This is a genomic window from Neisseria sp. HMSC070H10 (assembly GCF_001837635.1).
Taxonomy (GTDB): Bacteria; Pseudomonadota; Gammaproteobacteria; order Burkholderiales; family Neisseriaceae; genus Neisseria; species Neisseria subflava_A.
Genome location: NZ_KV833376.1, coordinates 28,188 through 51,117, shown reverse-complemented (window position 1 = coordinate 51,117; position 22,930 = coordinate 28,188). Strand labels below are relative to the sequence as shown.

General features: G+C 49.8%; 19 protein-coding genes and 1 other RNA gene. 7 read left to right on the top strand and 13 right to left on the bottom strand.

Annotated features, from left to right (window positions below; translation table 11 throughout):
* The first annotated feature begins 571 nt into the window (after positions 1–571).
* Genes HMPREF2606_RS06165 through HMPREF2606_RS06155 form a run of 3 tightly spaced genes read left to right on the top strand, consistent with a single transcriptional unit; the run spans position 572 to position 3,500 of the window.
* Positions 572–1,351 (top strand): (Fe-S)-binding protein, encoded by a 780-nt coding sequence (locus HMPREF2606_RS06165; protein WP_049323225.1) that lies wholly within the window; start codon positions 572–574, stop codon positions 1,349–1,351.
* Positions 1,348–2,049: a LutC/YkgG family protein gene (locus HMPREF2606_RS06160; protein WP_070843442.1), complete on the top strand. Its 702-nt coding sequence runs from the start codon at positions 1,348–1,350 to the stop codon at positions 2,047–2,049. The genes HMPREF2606_RS06165 and HMPREF2606_RS06160 overlap by 4 nt, the downstream gene beginning before the upstream one ends.
* Positions 2,046–3,500, top strand: a complete 1,455-nt coding sequence (locus tag HMPREF2606_RS06155) for a LutB/LldF family L-lactate oxidation iron-sulfur protein (protein ID WP_049333852.1) — start codon at positions 2,046–2,048, stop codon at positions 3,498–3,500. Before HMPREF2606_RS06160 ends, HMPREF2606_RS06155 begins: the two co-directional genes overlap by 4 nt.
* A gap of 220 nt (positions 3,501–3,720) precedes the next feature.
* Here the strand turns inward: HMPREF2606_RS06155 and HMPREF2606_RS06150 are convergent, their stop codons facing one another.
* On the bottom strand, positions 3,721–7,554 hold the full coding sequence (locus HMPREF2606_RS06150) for a DUF3683 domain-containing protein (RefSeq protein ID WP_070843441.1): 3,834 nt from the start codon (positions 7,552–7,554) through the stop codon (positions 3,721–3,723).
* Positions 7,555–7,814: 260 nt separating this feature from the next.
* Between HMPREF2606_RS06150 and ffs the strand changes: the two genes are divergently transcribed.
* An RNA gene (gene ffs, locus HMPREF2606_RS06145) (signal recognition particle sRNA small type) lies at positions 7,815–7,911 on the top strand.
* A gap of 117 nt (positions 7,912–8,028) precedes the next feature.
* On the opposite strand, the gene HMPREF2606_RS06140 is transcribed toward ffs, so the two are convergent.
* The 5 genes from HMPREF2606_RS06140 to HMPREF2606_RS06120 form a co-directional block, all read right to left on the bottom strand.
* Complete coding sequence (locus HMPREF2606_RS06140; RefSeq protein ID WP_070712921.1) at positions 8,029–9,246, bottom strand: uracil-xanthine permease family protein; 1,218 nt, start codon at positions 9,244–9,246, stop codon at positions 8,029–8,031.
* A gap of 167 nt (positions 9,247–9,413) precedes the next feature.
* The gene (locus HMPREF2606_RS06135) at positions 9,414–9,725 is read right to left on the bottom strand and encodes a hypothetical protein (protein ID WP_070712923.1); all 312 of its coding nucleotides are present in this window, start codon (positions 9,723–9,725) and stop codon (positions 9,414–9,416) included.
* Between the two features lie 82 nt (positions 9,726–9,807).
* A complete protein-coding gene (locus HMPREF2606_RS06130; RefSeq protein ID WP_070712926.1) occupies positions 9,808–11,070 on the bottom strand; it encodes a multifunctional CCA addition/repair protein in 1,263 nt (420 codons plus the stop codon).
* A gap of 75 nt (positions 11,071–11,145) precedes the next feature.
* Entirely contained in the window at positions 11,146–12,108 is a 963-nt protein-coding gene (locus tag HMPREF2606_RS06125) for an SPFH domain-containing protein (protein WP_070712929.1), read from the bottom strand.
* Between the two features lie 9 nt (positions 12,109–12,117).
* Positions 12,118–12,543, bottom strand: a complete 426-nt coding sequence (locus tag HMPREF2606_RS06120) for an NfeD family protein (protein ID WP_070712932.1) — start codon at positions 12,541–12,543, stop codon at positions 12,118–12,120.
* A gap of 126 nt (positions 12,544–12,669) precedes the next feature.
* On the opposite strand from HMPREF2606_RS06120, the gene ung reads away from it, so the two are divergent.
* Positions 12,670–13,329 carry a uracil-DNA glycosylase gene (gene ung, locus HMPREF2606_RS06115; RefSeq protein WP_070712934.1) on the top strand — a complete coding sequence of 220 codons (660 nt, stop codon included), beginning with the start codon at positions 12,670–12,672 and terminating at the stop codon, positions 13,327–13,329.
* Positions 13,330–13,383: 54 nt separating this feature from the next.
* Here ung and HMPREF2606_RS06110 read toward each other — a convergent pair whose 3' ends face one another.
* The 5 genes from HMPREF2606_RS06110 to HMPREF2606_RS06090 all read right to left on the bottom strand — a co-directional run bounded on the left by HMPREF2606_RS06110 (position 13,384) and on the right by HMPREF2606_RS06090 (position 17,052).
* Positions 13,384–14,457, bottom strand: coding sequence for a sulfate/molybdate ABC transporter ATP-binding protein (locus tag HMPREF2606_RS06110; RefSeq protein ID WP_070712936.1), 1,074 nt, complete (start codon positions 14,455–14,457; stop codon positions 13,384–13,386).
* On the bottom strand, positions 14,454–15,314 hold the full coding sequence (gene cysW / locus HMPREF2606_RS06105; protein ID WP_070712938.1) for a sulfate ABC transporter permease subunit CysW: 861 nt from the start codon (positions 15,312–15,314) through the stop codon (positions 14,454–14,456). Before cysW ends, HMPREF2606_RS06110 begins: the two co-directional genes overlap by 4 nt.
* An 84-nt stretch (positions 15,315–15,398) precedes the next feature.
* Positions 15,399–16,235, bottom strand: coding sequence for a sulfate ABC transporter permease subunit CysT (gene cysT / locus HMPREF2606_RS06100; protein ID WP_070712940.1), 837 nt, complete (start codon positions 16,233–16,235; stop codon positions 15,399–15,401).
* Between the two features lie 160 nt (positions 16,236–16,395).
* Complete coding sequence (locus HMPREF2606_RS06095; RefSeq protein ID WP_070712942.1) at positions 16,396–16,845, bottom strand: DUF4124 domain-containing protein; 450 nt, start codon at positions 16,843–16,845, stop codon at positions 16,396–16,398.
* Positions 16,846–16,857: 12 nt separating this feature from the next.
* Entirely contained in the window at positions 16,858–17,052 is a 195-nt protein-coding gene (locus tag HMPREF2606_RS06090) for a hypothetical protein (protein WP_036491242.1), read from the bottom strand.
* A gap of 185 nt (positions 17,053–17,237) precedes the next feature.
* Between HMPREF2606_RS06090 and HMPREF2606_RS06085 the strand changes: the two genes are divergently transcribed.
* Entirely contained in the window at positions 17,238–18,866 is a 1,629-nt protein-coding gene (locus tag HMPREF2606_RS06085; RefSeq protein ID WP_070712944.1) for an ABC-F family ATPase, read from the top strand.
* 224 nt (positions 18,867–19,090) lie between these two features.
* Here HMPREF2606_RS06085 and HMPREF2606_RS06080 read toward each other — a convergent pair whose 3' ends face one another.
* Complete coding sequence (locus HMPREF2606_RS06080; protein ID WP_070585314.1) at positions 19,091–20,308, bottom strand: D-alanyl-D-alanine carboxypeptidase family protein; 1,218 nt, start codon at positions 20,306–20,308, stop codon at positions 19,091–19,093.
* 204 nt (positions 20,309–20,512) lie between these two features.
* Here HMPREF2606_RS06080 and ilvA point away from each other — a divergent pair, with 204 nt between their 5' ends.
* Positions 20,513–22,036, top strand: a complete 1,524-nt coding sequence (ilvA, locus tag HMPREF2606_RS06075; RefSeq protein ID WP_070585312.1) for a threonine ammonia-lyase, biosynthetic — start codon at positions 20,513–20,515, stop codon at positions 22,034–22,036.
* 57 nt (positions 22,037–22,093) lie between these two features.
* Here ilvA and trmB read toward each other — a convergent pair whose 3' ends face one another.
* Positions 22,094–22,810, bottom strand: coding sequence for a tRNA (guanosine(46)-N7)-methyltransferase TrmB (trmB, locus tag HMPREF2606_RS06070; RefSeq protein WP_070712947.1), 717 nt, complete (start codon positions 22,808–22,810; stop codon positions 22,094–22,096).
* Positions 22,811–22,930 lie beyond the last annotated feature (120 nt).

The window sequence follows — 22,930 nt, the reverse complement described above, 5'->3', positions numbered from 1 at the left end:
GCGTCAAGAAACTGTCTCAATGATACTGGAAGTGCTTGAGTGTGCAAAGGGTTTTCAAGGTTAGGAACGATGATTTTTCAAGTGTTTGATTTTGATTAAAAGTAGGGTTGAGTATACGGAAAGTAGCCTTTTGACGAACTTATCTTTCAGACGGCCTGAGTTTATGAGAAAAACTTTTATTTTTATCATCTTAGATATCTTTTTATTCCAATATGGCCGTCTGAAACATATGTACAGCATAGCGGATTGCTTGTTTCGTCTAAAAACGTGTCATAGCGATTAAATTCATGACTTCTGATGTAAATCAAGATTCAATAAAGAGATAGTTATTCTGATTTGAAGAGAGAGAGGGAGTAGTTAAATTTCATTTATTAAAAAATGAATTCATTAGTTTTCTTATTGATAGTGGTTATTATATAGATTATCAAGTTAATAAGGGAAAGCCCTCTGTCTGATTTGTCATGCTTGTTTAATATTATTTTTTAAAATTAGACTTGACCCATTACAAGCAATTACTTAAAGTATCCATCTTATTTTTACACAAGAAAACGGGTTGTCCCGTTCCAAAAAAATGAGCGCAATCAAACCACCACAAATCACCGTATTCGACAGCAAGCCAACCGATGCTTATTTCTTCGGTACTTGCGTTCTCGACCTTTTCATGCCGGAAGCAGGCATGGATGCCATCACTTTAATCGAACAACAAGGCATCCGTATCCATTATCCAATGGAACAAAGCTGCTGCGGTCAACCGGCCTATTCGTCAGGCCATCCTAAAGAAGCCTTTGATGTTGCCAAAGCGCAACTGGATTTATTCCCTGAAAATTGGCCGATTGTCGTGCCTTCCGGTTCTTGCGGCGGCATGATGAAACACCACTGGCCGACTCTTTTCAAAGGCACCGAGTACGAGCAAAAAGCCATTGATTGCGCCAACCGTATCATTGAATTTACCCACTTCCTGCTGGCGATTGGTTACAAACCTGAAGATAAAGGCGAGCCGGTTAAAGTGGCTGTCCATACTTCCTGCGCGGCACGTCGCGAGATGAATGTCCATTTGTCAGGCTGGCAGCTGATTGACGGCATGGAAAATGTTGAACGTATCGTCCACGACCATGAAAGCGAATGCTGCGGTTTTGGCGGTACATTCTCTGTGAAACAAGCCGATATTTCCGGCGCGATGGTAACCGACAAAGTCGCAGCCTTAAAAGAAACAGGCGCAACTGAAATCATCAGCGCGGACTGCGGCTGCATGATGAATATCGGCGGCAAAATCGCTAAAGACGAACCGAATATGCCACGGCCGAAACATATTGCATCTTTCCTGTTGGAACGCACCGGAGGTAAAGCATGAGCGCGCGCGAAAATATTTTGGCGAAATTGAAAAAAGCCGATGCCTTACCGATGGAAGAGCCGCCGGTTTTCGATTATTACCGTGAAATGGGTGTTTCTTGGGCTAACGATGTCGAACGCTTGAAACATTGGGTGGGTGCCATGCGTGCCGTTAAAACAGAAATCTATTGGGTTACCAAAACCAATTGGCCACAAGTATTCCGCCAAGCAGCCGAAGGCAAAGGCTTGAAAAACATTCTGCTTCCATTGGAAACAGAACATGGTCAGCTGGCCCGTGCAGCTTTGGCCGATACCAATATTGAACCGCGTGGTTTTGAGCGAAAAATCGACGACTGGAAAAACGAATTCTTTACCGATATTGAGGCTGGTTTTAGCGGCTCTAAATGCGGTATTGCCCGTACCGGTACGATTATGCTGGAGTCCAGCCCTGTTGAGCCGCGCAGCCTGAGTTTGGTTCCGCCTGTGCATTTCTGCCTGTTTGACACCCGCAAAATGTACAACGAATTCCATAATGCTGTTGAAGGCGAAAAACTGGTAGAAAAAGGCATGCCTACCAACGTTATTTTGATTTCCGGTCCGTCTAAGACTGCCGATATTCAATTAACTTTGGCCTATGGTGCACACGGCCCGCGCGATTTGGTGGTTTTGGCCGTTCTGCCTGATCATATTTCCCCTGCCGATTTGGAGGAAAAAGCATGAGTTCCCAAACCATTAAATTCCATATGAAGCCGGAAACGTTCAAGCAAAACGCTGCGATTTCTTTGCAAGACAAACCCCTGCGTAAAAGCTTGCGCACGGCGATGGATATGCTGATGACCAAGCGCAAAGCCGTTTTGACAGATGAAGAAGAGCTGCAAAGCCTGCGTGACTTATGTGAACATGTCCGTCAACGTTCGTTGTCCAAATTACCTGCATTATTGGAACAGCTGGAAGAAAACCTGACCAAGTTGGGCGTTAAAGTCCACTGGGCGGAAACCCCTGCCGAAGCCTGCCAAATCATTCACAACATCATTACCGATAAAAACGGCAAGCTGATGGTGAAAGGCAAATCTATGGTCAGCGAAGAGATTGAGCTGAACCATTATCTGCAAGATCAAGGCATTAAAGCGGTTGAGAGCGACTTGGGCGAGTTTATCGTTCAAATGGCCGGCGAGAAACCAACTCATATCGTGATGCCTGCCATTCACAAGACCAAAGAGCAGGTTAGCGAGCTTTTCCATCAAAACCTTGGCACTCCATTAACAGACGATGTAGACCAGCTGACCGGATTTGCGCGTAAAGCTTTGCGCGATATTTACAGCACTGCCGATGTCGGTTTGAGCGGTGTGAACTTTGCCGTCGCGGAAACAGGTACTTTGTGTCTGGTCGAAAACGAAGGTAACGGCCGCTTGAGTACCACTGTACCGCCTGTGCACATCGCCATTACCGGTATTGAAAAAGTGGTTGCGAAGCTGTCGGATGTTCCGCCTTTGTACAGTCTGTTGCCACGCTCCGCCATCGGTCAGAACATTACCACTTATTTCAATATGATTACCGGCCCTCGCCGTAGCGAAGAGCTGGACGGCCCGCAGGAAATGCACTTGGTACTGCTTGATAACGGCCGTAGCCAAGCTTATGCAGAAGATCAAATGCGCCGTACCTTGCAATGTATCCGTTGCGGTGCGTGTATGAACCACTGTCCGGTTTATACCCGTATCGGCGGTGCGGCTTACGGTACGACTTATCCCGGCCCGATTGGCGAGATTATCTCTCCGCACTTGTTGGGCTTGGATGCGACACGCGATCTGCCGACTGCGTGTACCATGTGCGGCGCCTGTGTTGAAGTTTGCCCGGTACGCATTCCGATTACCGAACAAATGCAACGTCTGCGTGTTGAAGCACAACGTTCGCCAACAGAAACCGTTCCACATCCTATCCGTGGTCAAGGTGCATCGCATACCTTCGGCGAGCAAATGGCGTGGCGTACGTTTAACGGCATTTTCAGCGGCAGTAAGGCTTATCGAGCATTCGGCTGGGCTGCTACCAAATTCCGTGCATTGACGCCAAGCAAGCAGTTAAGCTGGACCAATAACCATGTTCCGATGAAACCTGCCAAGCAAACATTGCATGAGATGATGGCAGAAAGAAAACGTCAGCAAGAAAAAGCATAAGGCTTAAAAGCATAAGGCTTAAAAGCATAAGGCTTAATAAATAAAACCTGAGGTATAAAAGGCCTCAGGTTTTATTTTTTTATTGAATGCTGCTGGTGTGGCATCACTATTTGTAAAGGCGTTTGATTTGATTATTTTATCTTGATTCTTTTGAATAAAAAGGCCGTCTGAAAGATTTTCAGACGGCCTTTATTACAGCCACAAGTTTTTGTCTAAGTCCTTAGAGCAATACTTTTTCTACACCTCCGTTATTGGCTTTTTTCACAAACTCATCCAGCCAGTTTTCACCGAGGATGTGTTTTGCCATTTCGATGACGATGTAGTCTGCAGGCATATTGTTGTCGTCGGCGTAGCGGCTCAAGCCTTGCAGGCAGGCTGGGCAGGAGGTGAGCATTTTGACGGGTTCGCCCTGCGGCAGCTCTTTGAGGTTTTTCTCAATTTCCTCTTGTTTGCGGAACTTGACCTGAGTGGCAATGTCTGGTCGTTTGACGGCAAACATACCGGACTCGCCGCAGCAGCGGTCGCTTAAGACGACTTTCTGTCCCATCAGGCTGCTGGCCATTTGGGTAGCATTCATGGTTTTAATCGGGGTATGACAAGGGTCGTGATAGAGGTATTGCTGACCTTGTACGCCGTTCAGTTGCACCCCTTTTTCAAGCAGATATTCGTGGATGTCGATGATACGGCAGCCTGGGAAGATTTCCTCAAAACGGTATTTTTCCAGTTGGTCATAGCAGGTACCGCAACTGACGACGACGGTTTTAATGTCGAGGTAGTTGAGGGTGTTTGCCATACGGTGGAAAGCCACGCGGTTGTTGGTGCTCATTTCTTCGGCTTTAGCCTTATTGCCGCCTGCGTCTTGCGGATAGCCGCAACACATATAGCCGGGTGGCAGGACGGTTTGTATACCGACATGCCAGAGCATGGCTTGAACGGCAAGTCCGATTTGGCTGAACAGACGCTCAGAGCCGCAACCTGGGAAGTAGAACACGGCTTCGGCATCTTCAGGCGTGGCAGGGTTGCGGATGATGGGAATACTCTTGTCGTCTTCTATACCCAGCATGGAGCGCGGAGTTTTGGCAGGCACACTTTTCGGCAAAGGACGGTTGATGAAATGGATAACCTGTTCTTTGATTGAAGCGGTACCGACGGTGGCTTTCGGTTCGGCTTTTTGCTTTTTAGTGCCAATCGGAAGAAGCTTGCCGATTTTGTAGGCAAAGTTTTGCGCAGGGAAGCCGGTCTGTATCATGGCGGCGCGAAGGGCTTTGATGGTTTTTGGGCCGGTGGCGTTCAAAAATGCCATGCCCATTGAAGCCGCAGGCGCAAAGCGTTTGTGGCCGGAATCGGCAAGGTAGTTGCGGACGGCTACGGTAACATCGCCAAAGTCGATATTGACAGGGCAAGGTTTAACGCAGCGGTGGCACACGGTGCAGTGGTCGCCGATGTCCATCAGTTCTTCAAAATGTTTAATGGAAACGCCGCGACGGGTTTGTTCTTCGTATAAGAAGGCTTCGGTCAGCAAGCCTACGCCGAGGATTTTGTTGCGTGGGCTGTACAGCAGGTTGGCACGCGGAACGTGAGTAGAGCAAACAGGTTTACATTTGCCGCAGCGCAGACAGTCTTTGACGGAATCGGCGATGGTGCCGAGGTCTGATTTTTCCATAATCAGCGATTCCGCCCCCAAAAGCTCGAAAGATGGCGTGTAGGCGTTGCGTAAGTCCGAGCCTTTCATCAGTTTGTGACGGTTGAAGGTGTGTTTGGGATCGACTTGGTTTTTGTAGTTCCAAAACGGTTGCAAATCTTCATCGGTCAGGAATTCGAGCTTGGTGATGCCGATGCCGTGTTCGCCGGAAATCACACCGCCGAGCGAGCGGGCGATTTTCATGATGCGTTCCACAGAACGGTAGGCCGTCTGAAGCATTTCAGCATCGTCTGAGTTAACCGGAATATTGGTGTGAACGTTACCGTCGCCGGCGTGCATATGCAGGGCGACGAAGACGCGGCTGCGTACGGTTTTGGCGTGGATTTTGCCCAAGCCTTGGATAATTTTGGTATCGGTTTTGCCGCTGAAGATTTCTGAAAGTGGCTTCATTACGTCTGCTTTGACAGACACGCGCAGGCGGAAATCGCGGAAGGCAATAAAGCAGCTTTCATTGTCTTTGGCTTCGGGCGCGGCGTGGACGGCTGCGCCGTAGCGGGCTTTGTAGTCGGCAAGAGGCGTATCGAGATTGGCGAGCAACCATTCCCAACGCGCTTTGACAGCGGAAACGTGGGCAAGGGCGTGTTTGCCGCGTTCGCCCAAAAGTTCGGCGGTCGGCAGGTCCGTGCCCATTTTGTCGATGGGGAGTTTGCCGGACAGATATTGTTCCAAAGCGGCACAGAGTTTGAGTTTGTTTTGGATGGAAAGTTCAATGTTGATGCGTTCGATGCCGTCTGAATACTCACCGAGTCTTTCGAGTGGGATTACTACGTCTTCGTTGATTTTAAAGGCATTGGTGTGTTTGGCGATGGCAGCAGTGCGGCTGCGGTCAAGCCAGAAGGTTTTACGGGCTTCGGGAGATATAGCGATAAAGCCTTCGCCGTCGCGGGCGCGGGCAAGTTCGCAGATGTGTTCGGCGGCTGTCTCTACGGCGGCTTCGTCGTCTGAAACCACGTCTGCCAGCAAGACCATTTTTGGCCGGCCTTTGCCTGCTGCTTTGGTGGCATAGCCGACGGCGCGGACGTAACGCCAATCTAAATGTTCCAAACCGGCCAGTCGTACGCTTTCATGGGTAAGCAGGAAATCGCGGATTTCGACAATGGACGGGGTAGCGGTGGCGACCGTACCGAAAAACTCCATACACACGGTGCGCGTGTATTTCGGCATTTTATGCAACACGAAGGCGACGCTGGTGATGATACCGTCCGTGCCTTCTTTCTGCACGCCGGGCAGGCCGCTCAAGAATTTATCGGTAACGTCTTTGCCCAAACCGACTTTGCGGAATTTGTGACCGGGAATTTCCAAACGTTTGGTATTGACGATATTGCGGCCGTCTGAATCCAGCGTATGTACGTCAAACACGGCGGTTTCTTCATCGTGGATTTTGCCGAAATTGTGGCGCACGCGCTCGATACGCAACCATTCGCCTTGAGGGTTGACCATGTTCCAGTAGGCGAGGTTATCCAAGGCAGTACCCCACAGTACGGCTTTTTTGCCACCTGCATTCATCGCCACATTACCGCCCACGCAAGACGCATCGGCGGAAGTCGGATCAACGGCGAACACCAAACCTGCCTGATGCGCGGTTTCTTCCACTCGGCGGGTTACTACGCCTGCGCCGCAATGGATAATCGGATGTCTGCCGTCCAAGCCTGCCAGCTCAACGTATTCGACGCCGCGATGCTTGTCGAGTTTTTCGGTATTGATGACTGCGCTGTTTGCGTCCAAAGGTACTGCGCCACCGGTATAACCCGTACCGCCGCCACGCGGGATAATAACCAAGTCCAACTCGATTAAGGCGCGCACCAAAGGCGCGATCTCTGCCTCGGTATCAGGATTGACAACGACAAATGGATACTCCACGCGCCAGTCGGTCGCATCGGTAACGTGCGTTACGCGCGCCAAGCCGTCAAACATGATGTTGTGCGGCTTGGTGATTTTGCTTAAGCGTTCCAAAATCTGATGGCGTTTTTGGCTGGTTTCATCAAAACTGCTATCAAAACGCTCGACTGCTTTTTCTGCTGCGGCAACCAAGACATCCACTTGCCGATTATCGTCGCGGCGTTTGCGGATTTCATTTAAGCGGTGGCGCATTTCGCGTACCAACGCGGCGCGGCGTTTTGGGTGCTCCAGCAAGTCATCGACCAGATACGGATTGCGCACGACCACCCAAATATCGCCCAATACTTCAAACAGCATTCGTGCCGAACGTCCTGTTTTCCGTTGACCGCGCAGGTCTTGCAGGATTTGCCACGCTTCGTCGCCCAACAGTCGGATGACGATTTCGCGGTCGGTATAAGAAGTATAGTTATAGGGAATTTCTCGAATACGCTGAGGGGCAGTAGTCGTGGTCATGGTTGTGTTCCGTTGATGGATGTAATGTTTTTATATTAAAGGCCGTCTGAAAAATGCAATTTCTTCTTGATGGCGTAAGGTGTTAATGTAGTGTAATTTTCGATATTTTTCAACGGAAAAGACGATAAACATTTCAATGGGAATGATTTGCAACTAGGTAATATTGTTTACAATCTTGTCGTGTAAATGGTTTTCAGACGGCCTGAAAGATTTTATCACTTGAGTTTTTCTGTAAAACCGCTATAATGCGTCTCTTCTACGGCGGGTCTCCCCGCATGGTAATTCGGAACACCGGGTCAGGGGCGGAAGCCAGCAGCCCACTCTGATGAGCCAGTGCCGGGGGTTCGGCTCGCCACCTTATTCAAAAATGCCGGAGATAGTTAAGTCTCCGGCATTTTTCATTGTATAAAGCGTAATAAAAAGGCCGTCTGAAATCTTATTTTCAGACGGCCTTTGAGTTTATGAGCCAGCTATTTATGCTTCTTCTGATTTTGTATTGGGCAAAACGCAGTTCAGGATAATCGCCAATACGGCGCACAAACCTACACCGGCGAAGCTCAAAGTACCTACTTTGATAATCATGCCGCCGATGCCGGTCGTCAATACGGAGCTGACGATAACCAGATTTTTCGGCTGCATCAAATCGACTTTCGCATCAATCAATGTTTTGATGCCCAAAGAGGCGATTGTACCGAACAGCAGCAACATAATGCCGCCCATAACCGGCATGGGAATCGAAGCCAAAAACGCGTTGAACTTACCGAAAAACGCCATGAAAATCGCAAAAATTGCCGCCCAAGTCATGATAACGGGGTTGCTGTTTTTGGTAATCATCACCGCGCCGGTTACTTCACCGTAAGTGGTTACAGGAGGGCCGCCAATCAAACCGGCTACGCACACGCCCAAGCCGTCGCCGGCGAGGGTTTTATCCAAGCCCGGGTCTTTAGTGTAGTTTTTGCCGGTTACATTACCGATGGCCATAATGCCGCCGATGTGTTCGATGGCAGGGGCAATGGCGACGGGCAACATAAACAAGGCAGCCTGCCAATTGACTTGAGGCGTTTCAAAATGAGGGACGGCAAACCAAGGGGCGTTGACGATGGCGCTGGTATCGACCAAGCCCATGATCAAAGCCAACACATAGCCAGAAGCCACGCCGATCAAAATTGGAATCAGCTTCATCATTTTGCTGCCGAAGACAGAAACAATGACGGTTACCGCAAAGGTAAAGCCAGAGAGAATCAGCGAGTCGATATAGTCGATGACCTGTTTTCCATCTGCCTGACCCATGGCCATGCTACTGGCTGCAGCGGCCACGGACAAACCGATTACCATAATCACCGGGCCGATAACCACGGGCGGCAATAGCTTGTGTACCGCATCCAGACCGCGCCATCTGATCAACGCGGCAAAAACAAAGTACATGAAGCCGGCCGCAAACAGACCGAACATGGTAGATGGCAGACCCCATTCGCCGATGGAGTAGATAATCGGTGCAATAAAGGCAAAAGAAGAGCCGAGGAAAATCGGCACTTTACGTTTGGTAACCAATTGGAACAACAAGGTGCCCAAGCCTGCGCCCAATAATGCCAAAGCCGGGTTCAGTCCCGTCAGAAGCGGCACAAGCACCATGGCACCGAATGCGACAAACAAAATCTGCGCACCGGCTACCGCCGTTTTAAGCTGATTCATAAAAGCTCCGAAGAAAATTCAAACGGCGCAGATTATACTGATTTATCCTAGTCATGAACATTTATTTACAAAAGGCCGTCTTAACAAATGTAACGATGACACCTGTTCAGACGGCCTTGTTCGATAACGAATGGTTAATAACTTATCAAAATCGATTAGGAAAATTTTCAGCCGCGTGTTTCGCGCCAAACCAAATAATCGCGCAGGGGTGGCATGGGCGGATTGATGCAGTGCGGACAGATACCGGTTGTGTCTTCATCGTCGCTGTCGATATGGTAGTCGTTTGGATCGAAGCGCACCTGCTGCATCACAGCTTGCGCCAATGCTTGTTCCTGTACGACATCAAATTCAAATTTTTCCAAAATCTCATTCAATAGGCAGATTTCGCCGTCGCTGAAAGATTCGCTGTGTTTGACAATGAGGCGTTGATAATCTTCATTGCTGATTTTTTCGTGAAGTAAATCGGTCTGGATGGTCATGATTTTTATTGTTGAAATAAGATGGTCAAGGTGCGTATTATAGCGGATATTGTGTCGGCTGTTTCAAAGCTTGTCTATACCATCAATAGCCTCCTATTTTTTCAGCCTGATACGCTTTTTGCAGCGGCCTAATTTGCGCCAAGCGTGCATGATCGATTTGTTCGGCAATTAAATGGGCTTTTCCTTGTGTGCGGCACTCGGCGGCAATTTTGCCTGCATCTACTTGGTTGGCGGCCTCAAGTAAGGCCAGCCAGTATTCGCGTTGCGGATAGGGGGCGTCTTCAAGGTTCAGACGGCCTTGTTTGTCGGCCACGCAAACGTTTAAGGCCGTCTGAAAACGTTCGGGGCGGCGGAATGCGTCGGTTTTTTTCAAAACATTCAAAATGGTTTTGCTTTTGAACTGCCCGACTTGATGGAGCATGATGTGCCAACGGCAGACGAGTTCGGCAAGCTCGGCGCAGTGTTTCGGTGTGCGCAGCCGTTGATTGACTTCGCGGACGGGTTCGACGCCGTTGACGTCGTGTCCGTAGTGTTTCGGCAGTATATCGGCCGGTGTTTTTGCCTTGCCCAAGTCGTGCAATAAGGCGGCATAGCGTTCGGCGAGGGAGAGGTTCATCTCGGCGGCTCGTTGTACAACCATCAGCGTATGAATACCGCTGTCGATTTCGGGATGATAGTCGGCGCGTTGCGGTACGCCGAAAAGGGCATCGACTTCGGGCAGTAAAACTTTGAGTGCGCCGCATTCGCGCAAAACTTCAATCATTCGGCGCGGATTTTTTTCCATCAAGCCTTTGGCCAATTCCTGCCAGACGCGTTCGGCGACTAAAGCGTCCGCTTCGCCGTTTTCTACCATTTTCCGCATCAGCGACATGGTTTCATCGGCAATTTGAAAACCATAACGCGCGGCAAAACGGGCAATACGTAAAATCCGCACGGGGTCTTCGGCAAAGGCAGGCGAAACGTGGCGCAGGATGCCGGCCGCCAAATCTTGTTGTCCGCCAAAGGGGTCGATGATCGTGCCGTCTGAATCCTGCGCCATGGCATTGATGGTCAGGTCGCGGCGCATCAGGTCTTGTTCCAGCGTAACGTCTTTATCGGCATGAAAGCTGAATCCGGCATAACCTTTGGCGGTTTTGCGCTCGGTACGGGCGAGGGCGTATTCTTCGTGGCTGTCTGGATGGAGAAAGACGGGAAAATCCTTGCCGACAGGTTGATAGCCTTGAGCCAGCATGGTTTGCGCATCTGCACCGACGACTACCCAGTCGCGGTCCTTAACGGGTAGGCCTAAAAGATGGTCGCGGACGGCGCCGCCGACAAGATAGGTTTTGATGGTTTGTGTATTCATATAAAAATCGAACGATATAAAAAGGCCGTCTGAAAAGCCGTATCGGGTTTTCAGACGGCCTGGGTCAGAACGCTATTATGAGGCTTTAGGCTTGTTGCCGTCGATGATTTTCAAACCGGCGGAGACCAAGCTGCCGATGTCGGCGACGTTGGCAGGCATAATCAGCGTGTTGCTTTCTTTTGCCAAATTGCTGAAGGCGGCGACATATTGCTCGGCAACTTTCAGGTTGACGGCTTCGGAACCGCCCTCTGAGCGGACTGCCTCGGCGATTTTGCGGATGGCGTCGGCGTTCGCTTCGGCCACCAGGCGCAGGGCTTCGGCTTCACCTTGTGCGCGGTTGATGCGGGCGATTTTTTCACCGTTTGACGCGTTGATGGCGGCTTGCGCTTCACCTTCGGATTGTTGGATTTCTGCTTCGCGCTGACCGCTTGCAAGGTTGATCTGCTCGATTTTACGGCCTTCGGATTCGGCAATGCGCGCGCGTTTTTCACGTTCGGCGGTAATTTGCGCCTGCATTGAGCGCAGAATTTCTTGCGGCGGAACCAAGTCTTTGATTTCGTAACGCAAGACTTTCACACCCCATGCGCCTGCGGCTTCGTCCAAAGCAGCAACGACAATGCTGTTGATTTCATCGCGCTCTTCAAAGGTTTTATCCAATTCCATGCGGCCGATGACAGAGCGCAAAGTTGTCTGCGCAAGCTGGGTAATCGCCATGATGTAGTTGCTGGAACCATATGAAGCGAGTTTAGGATCGGTAACTTGGAAGTAGATGATGCCGTCCACAGTCAGCTGAGTGTTGTCGCGGGTAATACAGACTTGGCTGGGAACATCCAAAGGAACTTCTTTCAGCGAGTGACGATAGGCGACACGGTCGATAAATGGGATAAGGATGTTCAGGCCTGCAGTCAGCGCTTTGTGAAAACGGCCTAATCGTTCGACTACATAAACTTCCTGTTGCGGTACAACGATAAAGGATTTGAAACCAAAAACAACAACGACGATGAGGATTAGGACGGGGAGGCTGAGCAGAAATTCCATAATGTTTCCTTATGATGATGGTTGGGAGAGTGTGCGGATAATCAGTAGATTACCGTTTCTGGCAGTAATGACTGCGCTTGAGGCCGTCTGAAAAGTATCTTGAGGCCGTTCGGCTTGTGCTTGCCAATGTGTACCGCGGTAGGCGACTTCGTAAATATTGTCATGCAGGTGGCGTAGAATGCGGACGTTTTGTCCAATATCCAAATCATCGTTGAGCGCTTGGGGAGCCAAGCGGTTTTTCAGACGGCCGTGTACCAGCCAGATACCGAGTGCACTGATGATGGCCGCGGTCAAAACGGCGGTAGAGAAGTGTCCGCTTAATCCGTACATGATTCCGGCGGCGGCCAGCGCTACGCTGACCACCAAAAGATAAACCGTTCCGATAAACAATTCGACAATCAGAACAACGGCAGCGGCAACAAACCATATCGTCATGCGGCATATCCTTTTAATAATCTTTTGATAATCCTTATCATAATGGCAAGGGCTTAAAATGAAAAGGCTAAGGTTGAAATTTATTTCAGTTATAATTAAGTCCATTCAAATACGGAGCGGCAAATAATGCAGACTTGGCACGAGGCAATTGGTGCGGAAAAAGAAAAGGCGTATTTTCAATCGATTTTGGAGAAAGTACGCAATGACAGGCAGGCGGGGATAACCGTTTATCCGCCTGAGCGCGACGTATTCAATGCTTTTCGGACGACTGAATTCGGAAATGTAAAAGTAGTGATATTGGGGCAAGACCCGTATCACGGTGCGGGTCAGGCGCATGGTTTGGCGTTTTCCGTCCAGCCTGAAATTGCGGTGCCGCCGTCGCTGGTCAATATTTATAAAGAGTTGGCGACGGATATTGAAGGCTTTCAGATTCCGCAACATGGCTATTTGCAGCATTGGGCGGAACAGGGCGTGTTGCTGTTGAACACAGTATTGACTGTCCGTGCCGGTGCGGCGCATTCCCATGCGACCTTCGGCTGGGAGGCGTTTACCGATGAAGTCATCCGACAATTGGATAAGGAACGCGAGCATTTAGTCTTTATGCTGTGGGGCAGCCATGCGCAGAAGAAAGGCGCGTTTATCGACCGCAACCGTCATTTGGTGCTGACCGCGCCGCATCCTTCTCCCTTGTCTGCTTATAGAGGTTTTTTCGGCTGCAAACATTTTTCGCAGGCAAACGCTTATTTGCAGGCACATGGTTTAGAGCCGATTGATTGGCAGGTTTAAATAAGATGAAAGGCCGTCTGACAGCAGATTTTCAGACGGCCTTATGATTTAGTCTCAAATCGAATATTCAATCAGTTCGTTTTGAGAAAAGACATAAACCTGTTTCGGAATCAGCTTCAATTCTTTGCCTTCGGCAATTTGGTAACGCGCGGCATCGCTGCCAGCCAGCGTGATATGTACGTCCTGTTTGTCGTGTTTGACCAAAATATGCGTCAATGCGCCGACGGCGTGGATTTTTTCGATTTTGGCACGGATCATCGGTGTTTCGTTTTCGGCGGCAAGCTGCCATTCGTGCGGACGGATGTAGCCGATAGCGGTTTGTTCCTGCCATTTATAGTGCGCGTCCAATTTCCACGCGAAGCCGTGGTAATGCCAGATGCCTTTTTCGATGCGTCCTTCAAATGCGTCGGTTTCGCCGAGAAACTCGGTAACGAAGGCGTTTTCGGGTTTGCGGTAAATGGCTTCGGCGCTGCCGGTTTGTTCGATTTTGCCGTGGTTCATGACGACGATTTCGTCGGAAACTTCGAGGGCTTCTTCTTGGTCGTGTGTTACCAGAATGCTGGTTACGCCTAGGTTATGATGAATGTCGCGCAGCCAGGTACGCAATTCTTTGCGCACTTTGGCATCCAGCGCGCCGAAGGGTTCGTCCAAAAGCAGGAGTTTCGGTTCGACCGCAAGCGCACGGGCGAGGGCGATGCGCTGGCGTTGGCCGCCGGAGAGTTGGTGCGGATAGGATTTGGCGAGGTGGGAGAGCTGCACGAGTTTGAGCAATTCTTCGACTTTGGCGCGGATTTGTTCTTTGGACGGGCGTTCGGACTTGGGCAATACGGTCAAACCGAAGGCGACGTTGTCAAACACGTTCATGTGGCGGAAGAGGGCGTAGTGTTGGAATACGAAGCCGACTTTGCGCTCGCGCACATGCTTGGCGGTTACGTCTTGGCCGTCAAAGAGAATATTGCCACCGTCGGCGTTTTCCAGTCCGGCGATAATGCGCAGGAGAGTGGTTTTGCCGCAGCCGGAAGGGCCGAGCAGGGAAACGAGTTTGCCGGTGGGGACGTTGAGGTTGATGTTTTTCAGCGCGTGGAACGTTCCGAAGTGTTTGTTTAGGTTTTGAATAGTAATGCTCATGCTGCGTTCCTTTCGGCGGCGGCGAGTTTTTTGTCTTGTAATTTTGTGATGATATTTTGCACCAGCAAGGTGGCCAAGGCTAAAAGTGCCAATACGCCGGAGAGGGCGAATGCGCCGGTGAAGTTGTATTCGTTGTAGAAGATTTCGACCAAAAGCGGGATGGTGTTGGTTTCGCCGCGGATATGCCCCGATACCACGCTGACCGCGCCGAACTCGCCCATCGCACGGGCGTTGGTGAGGATGATGCCGTAGAGCAGCGCCCATTTGATGTTGGGCAGGGTAACGCGCCAAAACATCTGCCAGCCGCTTGCGCCGAGAATCAGCGCGGCCTGTTCTTCGCTGTCGCCCTGCGCCTGCATTAAAGGAATGATTTCACGTGCGACAAAGGGAAAGGTAACGAACAGCGTCGCCAAAATAATGCCGGGGATAGCGAAGATAATCTGTATGCCTTGCGCTTCCAGCCAGCCGCCCAATGCCGTGTGCGCGCCGAACAATAAGACGAACATCAAACCGGCTACCACGGGCGATACGGAAAACGGCAAATCGAGCAGGGTAGTCAGCAACTGCTTGCCGCGAAAATCAAAACGGGTCAACAGCCACGCCATCGCCACGCCCAATACGGCATTGACAGGAACGACAATCAGCGCGGTAATTAGCGTTAATTTGATGGCAGACCATGCTTCGGGATCGGTCAGAGATTGCAGGTACAAATCCCAACCGCCTTTTAAGGCTTCGTAAAACACGGCAACCAAAGGCACGACCAGCATCAGCAGCAGAAAGCCCAAGGCGGTAGCGGTCAGCAACACGCGCAGCCAACGCGGTTCGCTCAGGTTTGGATTAGTGGAATGGGTTCTCATGTTAGTGAAGTCTCTATTTATTCTTGTATCCGTTTAGGCCGTCTGAAAAATTTTTGCTTGATGTTTCAGACGGCCTGTTGTTTGTTAAACCCTCGCTCCGGCGCGGCGGCTTAAAGTCCATTGCATAATGTTCAAAATCAGCAGGATGACAAACGAAATCATCAGCATAAACAGAGCAACGGCAGACGCGCCCTGAGCATCGTATTGCTCCAGCTTGCCGGTAATAATCAAGGGCAGGATTTCAGACACCATCGGAATATTGCCTGCGATAAAAATGACCGAGCCGTATTCGCCGGTAGAGCGGGCAAACATCATGCCAGCTCCGGTCAACAGGGCTGGTGTAATTTCAGGCAAAAGGACGCGGCGGAACGTAGTCCAACGGCTTGCGCCCAAAGTCGCCGCCGCTTCTTCATACTCGCCCGACAATTCTTCCAATACCGGCTGCACGGCGCGGACGATAAAGGGCAGGCTGACGACAATCAGCGCAATCCAAATACCGATGGGCGTAAAGGCGATTTTGATGCCCAAAGGCTCGAAAAAATGGCCTATCCAGCCATTGGGCGCATACAAGGTTGCCAACGCAATGCCTGTTACCGCCGTCGGCAGCGCAAACGGCAAATCGACCAAAGCGTTTACCAATCCTTTGCCCGGAAATTCATAGCGCACCAATACCCAGGCAACCAACGTGCCGAACACGATATTGGTCAACATCGCATAAAACGACATCCGCAAGCTCAGCCAGACGGCCGCCAAGACATTGGGTTCGGTAATTGTGTTCCAAAATCCGCTCCAGCCGATTTCCGCCGCTTTGGCCGCCATCATTGTAAACGGCAAAACCACCAAAAGCGACAGGCATAAAACCGTCAAACCCAGGCTGAGCTTGAAACCCGGCAATACAGAAGGCGTTTTGAGTAACAACATAATGGCAACCGTCAGAATTTAATACACGCTTACTTTAACAAGGCCGTCTGAAAACTGGAAAGAATGCTTTGTTTGGTATAAAGACGATTTTGTTATATTGAAAAGCTGAAAAGGCCGTCTGAAAACCAAATTTCAGACGGCCTTGCTGGTGTGGTAAGAATCAATAGGCAACAGGATCTTGATATGCAGGCTGGCGTTGCGCCGCGTCATAGTTTTCCTGAGCCGAGCGGACGGCTTTTTCCAAACCGTTGATCCGTTCGAGATAACGGGCATAGTTGCGTTCATTGCCATAACGCACTTTTTTGCCTTCTTCCAAATTTTTCTTGGCGGTATCTAAAGCACGCTTGGCCGCGCCAACGTCAGCCGGATTGATCGGGGCGACAGCTTCTTCCGCCTGCTCGGCTTTGCTTGGGGAAGTCGGCGTTGCCGGTGTTGAAACAGGCGCAGAAGTATATACGGACGGTTTGCCGATATTGCTGGTTTTGCAGTTTTTGCCGCCGGCTTGGGTATAGATTTTGCGGCCGGCAGAATCGGTACATTCAAAAATAGGCGCGGCGGAAACCGCAGTTGTCAAAGCGAGCAGTAATGTGCTGATCCAAAGTTTGTTCATTTTTATTTTTCCTTAAAACCATTTCCACCAAACAAACAAAGCCGCAATCATGATGATGTTGGCGAATAGGATGGGTTTCCACTGTCTGGGTGCGCGCCGCAATTCGGCGCCCGAGCGCGTGCGGCGGATATAGAAAAACGGGCTGAGCAGCATGGAAGCGGCACATACTAAAATAATCACGGCGTAATAGATTTTGTGCGTTTCCATATCGTTTCTCCGTTTCAGACGGCCTGAAATGCTGCCTACAACGCATTTTTGCGTGAAGCGTTGCCTGTTTTCATCTTGCATCGAAATTGGGCGCATTTGCCATGGCCTCAATCCTGAGGTCTTTGCAAAAATATGCTACAATCGCGTCCGATTATAACATTCTATTTATAAAGGTTTTACGAATAATGATTTCTACCAACGGCATCACCATGCAGTTCGGCGCAAAGCCGCTGTTTGAAAACGTATCCGTCAAATTCGGCGAAGGCAACCGTTACGGCTTGATCGGCGCCAACGGCTCAGGCAAATCCACCTTCATGAAAATCCTCGGCGGCGATTTGGAACAGACTGCCGGCGAAGTAGCGATTGAAAACGGCGTGCGTTTGGGTAAATTACGCCAAGACCAGTTTGCCTACGAAGACATGCGCGTGCTGGACGTGGTGATGATGGGGCACACCGAAATGTGGGCGGCGATGACCGAACGCGACGCGATTTACGCCAACCTCGAAGCCACCGAAGACGACTATATGAAAGCTGCCGAACTGGAAGCCAAGTTCGCCGAATACGACGGCTACACCGCCGAAGCGCGCGCTGCCGAATTATTGAGCGGCGTGGGCATTTCCGAAGATTTGCACAATGCGACCATGGCAGAAGTCGCTCCGGGCTTCAAACTGCGCGTATTGCTGGCGCAAGCCCTGTTCTCCAAACCAGATGTATTGCTCTTGGACGAACCGACCAATAACTTGGACATTAATACCATCCGCTGGCTGGAAGGCGTGTTGAACCAATACGACTCCACCATGATCATCATCTCGCATGACCGTCACTTTTTGAACGAAGTCTGCACACACATGGCGGATTTGGACTACAACACCATCACCATCTATCCGGGCAACTACGACGACTATATGCTCGCTTCTGCCCAGTCGCGTGAGCGCGCCCTGAAAGACAACGCCAAAGCCAAAGAGAAACTGCAAGAGCTGCAAGAGTTTGTCGCACGCTTCTCCGCTAACAAATCCAAAGCCCGTCAGGCAACCAGCCGTCTGAAACAGGCAGACAAAATCAAATCGGAGATGGTCGAAGTCAAACCTTCTACCCGTCAAAACCCATATATCCGTTTTGAAGCCGACGAAAAAGCCAAGTTGCACCGTCAGGCGGTGGAAGTTGAAAAACTGGCTAAACGTTTTGAAACTCAGTTGTTTAAAAACCTGAACTTTATCCTTGAAGCAGGCCAACGCCTTGCCATCATCGGCCCGAACGGCGCAGGTAAATCTACCTTGCTGAAACTCTTGGCCGGCGCGTACAACCCCGAATATTCAGACGGCCTGTTGCCGGACGAAGGCACCATCAAATGGGCGGAAAAAGCTAGCGTCGGCTACTATCCGCAAGACCATGAAAATGACTTCGACGTCGATATGGACCTGAGTGAATGGATGCGCCAATGGGGTCAAGAAGGCGATGACGAACAAGTCATCCGCGGCACTTTAGGCCGCTTGCTCTTCGGCAGCAACGATGTTGTGAAAAAAGTGAAGGTTCTCTCCGGTGGCGAAAAAGGCCGTATGCTTTACGGCAAACTGTTGCTGTTGAAACCTAATGTTTTGGTCATGGACGAACCGACCAACCACATGGACATGGAAAGCATCGAATCCTTGAACATGGCGCTGGAAAAATACAACGGCACGCTGATTTTCGTATCGCATGACCGTCAGTTTGTATCTTCATTGGCTACCCAAATCATCGAATTGGATGGCAAAGGCGGATATGAACACTACTTGGGCGATTACGAAAGCTATCTGGAGAAAAAAGGCTTAGTTTAAGCCCATACTGATAGCCTATTAAGGTATTGAAATGCCGTCTGAAAATCTTTATGTTTTCAGACGGCATTTTTTTGAAGCGTTTCATATTGTCAATCACTGAAACTGCTAAGATTAAAATGGATAAATTTCTTATTAGGAATTTTTATTAAAGCCATAAAACAGATATACAAAAGGTCGTCTGAAAATTTCAGACGGCCTTTATTTATGTTTTGATAGAAAGAGGATTAACTGAATAAACCTTTAAACCACAACACAATCGCGTCCCACATACGGCGCAACCAGCTGCCTTCTTCCACGCCGGTCAGGGCGACGACGTCTTTTTCGGCAATGATTTTGCCGTCTTTCATGACTTTCAGCTTGCCCAATACTTGGCCTTTTTCAATCGGGGCGAGGACGGGCTGAAGCGTTTCTAAGATTGGTTTGACGTTTTTGCCGGTATCGTGGGGAATGGTAATGTAAACATCGTCCAAGAAACCGATATCTACGGCTTTGGTACCGCCTTTGTAAACTTTGACTTGGGAAATCACTTCTCCGCCGTTGTACAGTTTAGGTGTATCAAATGCCTGCAATGACCAGTTGAGCAATTTGCTGCTTTCGCTGGCGCGCGCTTCGGTGGATTCGGCACCGGCAAGGATGGAAACAATGCGGCGGTTGTTGCGTTTGCTGGAAGCAGCGAGATGGTAGCCTGCGCCTTCGCTATATCCGGTTTTCAAACCATCGATACTGCTGTCGCGATAGAGCAGGAGATTACGGTTGGGCTGCTCGATGTTATTGTATTTGAAAGATTTGTTTGCAAACAAAGGATAGTATTTCGGATAGTCATTGATCAGCGCGGCTGCCAAAATGGCCAAGTCGCCAACGGTTGAAACATGGCCGTTAGAAGAAATACCGGTCGGGTTGTTGAAGTGGGTATGCTTCATGCCCAAGCGTTTGGCTTCTTCGTTCATTTGTTTGACGAATTCGTCGATAGAGCCGTTGCCAATAGCTTCGGCAAGGGTAATGGCGGCATCGTTGGCTGACTGGATGGTTGTACCCTTAATCAAATCGCTGACGCTGACAGGAACTTTGGGGGCGAGGAACATACGAGAACCTTCGACTTTCCAGCCGACGTTTGAAACTGTCAGCATTTGATCTGCTTGGAGCGTACCGTTTTCCAGTGCTTTAAAGGCAAGGTAGGCGGTCATCATTTGTGTCAATGCGGCAGGCTCGATAGGCGTGTCGGCATTGTTGGATGCCAAAGTTTGCTTGCTGTGCAGGTCGGTAACGATGTAGGCAGTCGCCGCAATTTCCGGCGGTGTTGTCGGGCTGTTGATGCTGCGCAGCAGCGGCTGCGTTTGAGCCTCGCTTTGTACGGCAGGTGCGGAAGCAACCGGGTCTGCAGCAAGGGCAGGAGTATTCAGGAGGGCAGCAAAAATTAAGCTAAGTAGCGTTTTTTTCATCATTATGTGTGGATTTGAATATGAGTGGACACTGTTTCAAAGTAAACAGTTTGGCATATTAAATAGATATTAAGCGGACATTATACCGTCTCATTTAGGCTTTGCTAAGATTTTTCTTGCCTTCAGACGGCCTCAGGGGTATGGTTTTAACTTTTTCCTCCGGTCGATTTGACCGAATTGCAATTTATTTCCGAACACTAAAATACCATGAACCATTCCCTTCCTCTTTCTGATTATCTAACCCGTATTTTGACCGCTTCCGTTTATGATGTGGCCGTAGAAACGCCCTTGGATTTGGCGCGCAGTCTGTCAGGCCGTCTGAACAATCAGGTTTTGCTCAAACGTGAAGATTTGCAGCCGGTGTTTTCGTTCAAAATCCGCGGCGCGTACAACAAAATGGCGAAACTGCCTAAAGAAGCCTTGGATTGCGGCGTGATTGCTGCCAGTGCGGGCAACCATGCACAGGGTGTGGCTTTGTCGGCGCAGTATTTGGGTTGCCGTGCGGTGATTGTGATGCCGGAAACTACGCCGAAAATCAAAATTGATGCGGTCAAGAGCCGAGGCGGCGAAGTGGTATTGAAAGGCGTGTCTTACAACGATGCCTATGATTATGCGATGGAGTTGGCAGAAAAGGAAAAACTGACTTATATCGCGCCGTTTGATGATCCTGATGTGATTGCCGGTCAGGGAACTGTCGGCATGGAAATTCTCCGACAACATCGCAATATCAATGCGATTTTTGTCCCGATTGGCGGCGGCGGTTTGGCAGCGGGTGTAGCGGCGTTTATCAAACAGGTTTGCCCTGAAATTAAAGTCATTGGCGTGCAAACCGATGATTCTTGCTGTATGAAACAATCGGTTGAGGCAGGGGAAATCGTACATTTGAAAGATGTAGGCCTGTTTTCAGACGGCACGGCGGTCAAGGTTGTCGGTGATGAAACCTTCCGCCTGTGTAAAGAGCTGCTGGACGAGATTATTACGGTCAATACGGATATGTTGTGCGGCGCAATTAAAGATATTTTTGACGATACGCGCAGCATTACCGAACCTGCAGGCGCATTGGCGCTTGCCGGCTTGAAGGCTTACGTTGCGAAAAACAATATCCAAGGTCAAAACCTGGTTGCCGTTACCAGCGGCGCCAACATGAACTTCCACCGCCTGCGCCATGTTTCAGAACGCAGTGAACTGGGCGAGGGCAACGAAGGTATTTTTGCCGTTACCATTCCTGAAGAAAAAGGCAGCTTCCTCAAGTTTATCAATGTATTGGGTAGTCGGAACATTACCGAGTTCAACTACCGCTACGGCAACGACAACAATGCTCATATTTTTGTCGGCCTGCAAACCGCCGGTGCGCAAGACTTGGCCGTCATCAGTGAACAACTGACTGAAGCAGGCCTGCCCAATGTCGATCTGACCAATGACGAAATCGCCAAAATCCATATCCGTTACATGGTCGGCGGACGTACGGAAAAAGTATCCAGCGAACGCTTGGTCAGCTTTGAATTCCCAGAGCGTCCCGGCGCATTGTCCCGCTTCTTGAACCATATGCGTGCCGAATGGAATATTACCTTGTTCCATTATCGCAATCATGGTGCGGACTATGGCCGTATTTTGGTCGGTATCGATGTACCTGAAAGCGACAATGAAGCCTTTACCGACTTCTTGGAGAGCTTGGGTTATGTTTATAAAGAAGAAACCGATAATCCGGCTTATAAACTTTTCTTAGCTTAATCAGTAAGATAAAAGGCCGTCTGAAATTTTTCAGACGGCCTTGTGTTTTATGTTCGGCTATTTCTTACGGAACACCAAGTCCCAAACGCCATGACCCAATCGTTTGCCTCGGGCTTCAAATTTGGTTTCAGGACGATAATCAGGCGTAGGGGCGTAATCGGCAGCCGTGTTTTGCAAAGCGTCAAAACTGCTCAAAACTTCCAGCATTTGCACGGCGTATTCTTCCCAGTCGGTTGCCATATGGACATAGCCGCCGCTTTTGAGTTTGGGCAGCAGCTTTTCAACAAACGGCACTTGTACCAAGCGGCGTTTATTGTGACGTTTTTTGTGCCAAGGGTCAGGGAAGAAAATATGAATACCGTATAAAGAACTGTCTTCCAGCATCTTTTCCACTACTTCCACCGCATCATGACGCATCACGCGGATATTGGAAATGTGTTCTTCCTCAATCAGCTTCAAGATATTGCCGACGCCCGGGCCGTGAACATCAATTGCTAAAAAGTCGGTATCGGGCAGACGTTTGGCGATTTCCACTGTCGCAACGCCCATACCGAAACCGATTTCCAAAACTTTAGGATTATCCCGTCCAAAAGCGTGGTTCAAATCCAAAGGAGCCTCTTGGAAGTCCACACCGAATTGCGGCCACATCGTATCGATCGCGCGCTGTTGGGCCGCGGTCATATGGCCTTGGCGCAAGACGAAACTGCGGATGCTGCGTTTGTGTTCTTCAGGAACGGTATTTTCGGGTGTATTTTCTGGAATATTTTCGGACATGTTGTTTTAAATCAGTGGGAAATCAAATAAAAAGGCCGTCTGAAAGAATCAGACAACCCTGCATATAAATCGGCGTGATTATAGCGAATAAACGCTTTTCCTGAAACCTTTTAAAAAGAA

What these genes read in the sequence shown, in the direction of transcription:
- HMPREF2606_RS06135 (WP_070712923.1), bottom strand. Translation starts at nt 9,725, where the DNA reads ATGACCATCCAGACCGATTTACTTCACGAAAAAATCAGCAATGAAGAT.
- HMPREF2606_RS06120 (WP_070712932.1), bottom strand. Translation starts at nt 12,543, where the DNA reads ATGACGATATGGTTTGTTGCCGCTGCCGTTGTTCTGATTGTCGAATTG.
- ilvA (WP_070585312.1), top strand. Translation starts at nt 20,513, where the DNA reads ATGAACCATTCCCTTCCTCTTTCTGATTATCTAACCCGTATTTTGACC.
- HMPREF2606_RS06090 (WP_036491242.1), bottom strand. Translation starts at nt 17,052, where the DNA reads ATGGAAACGCACAAAATCTATTACGCCGTGATTATTTTAGTATGTGCC.
- HMPREF2606_RS06130 (WP_070712926.1), bottom strand. Translation starts at nt 11,070, where the DNA reads ATGAATACACAAACCATCAAAACCTATCTTGTCGGCGGCGCCGTCCGC.
- cysT (WP_070712940.1), bottom strand. Translation starts at nt 16,235, where the DNA reads ATGTTGTTACTCAAAACGCCTTCTGTATTGCCGGGTTTCAAGCTCAGC.
- HMPREF2606_RS06080 (WP_070585314.1), bottom strand. Translation starts at nt 20,308, where the DNA reads ATGATGAAAAAAACGCTACTTAGCTTAATTTTTGCTGCCCTCCTGAAT.
- HMPREF2606_RS06095 (WP_070712942.1), bottom strand. Translation starts at nt 16,845, where the DNA reads ATGAACAAACTTTGGATCAGCACATTACTGCTCGCTTTGACAACTGCG.
- HMPREF2606_RS06110 (WP_070712936.1), bottom strand. Translation starts at nt 14,457, where the DNA reads ATGAGCATTACTATTCAAAACCTAAACAAACACTTCGGAACGTTCCAC.
- HMPREF2606_RS06165 (WP_049323225.1), top strand. Translation starts at nt 572, where the DNA reads ATGAGCGCAATCAAACCACCACAAATCACCGTATTCGACAGCAAGCCA.
- cysW (WP_070712938.1), bottom strand. Translation starts at nt 15,314, where the DNA reads ATGAGAACCCATTCCACTAATCCAAACCTGAGCGAACCGCGTTGGCTG.
- HMPREF2606_RS06125 (WP_070712929.1), bottom strand. Translation starts at nt 12,108, where the DNA reads ATGGAATTTCTGCTCAGCCTCCCCGTCCTAATCCTCATCGTCGTTGTT.
- HMPREF2606_RS06085 (WP_070712944.1), top strand. Translation starts at nt 17,238, where the DNA reads ATGATTTCTACCAACGGCATCACCATGCAGTTCGGCGCAAAGCCGCTG.
- HMPREF2606_RS06155 (WP_049333852.1), top strand. Translation starts at nt 2,046, where the DNA reads ATGAGTTCCCAAACCATTAAATTCCATATGAAGCCGGAAACGTTCAAG.
- HMPREF2606_RS06160 (WP_070843442.1), top strand. Translation starts at nt 1,348, where the DNA reads ATGAGCGCGCGCGAAAATATTTTGGCGAAATTGAAAAAAGCCGATGCC.
- ung (WP_070712934.1), top strand. Translation starts at nt 12,670, where the DNA reads ATGCAGACTTGGCACGAGGCAATTGGTGCGGAAAAAGAAAAGGCGTAT.
- trmB (WP_070712947.1), bottom strand. Translation starts at nt 22,810, where the DNA reads ATGTCCGAAAATATTCCAGAAAATACACCCGAAAATACCGTTCCTGAA.
- HMPREF2606_RS06150 (WP_070843441.1), bottom strand. Translation starts at nt 7,554, where the DNA reads ATGACCACGACTACTGCCCCTCAGCGTATTCGAGAAATTCCCTATAAC.
- HMPREF2606_RS06140 (WP_070712921.1), bottom strand. Translation starts at nt 9,246, where the DNA reads ATGAATCAGCTTAAAACGGCGGTAGCCGGTGCGCAGATTTTGTTTGTC.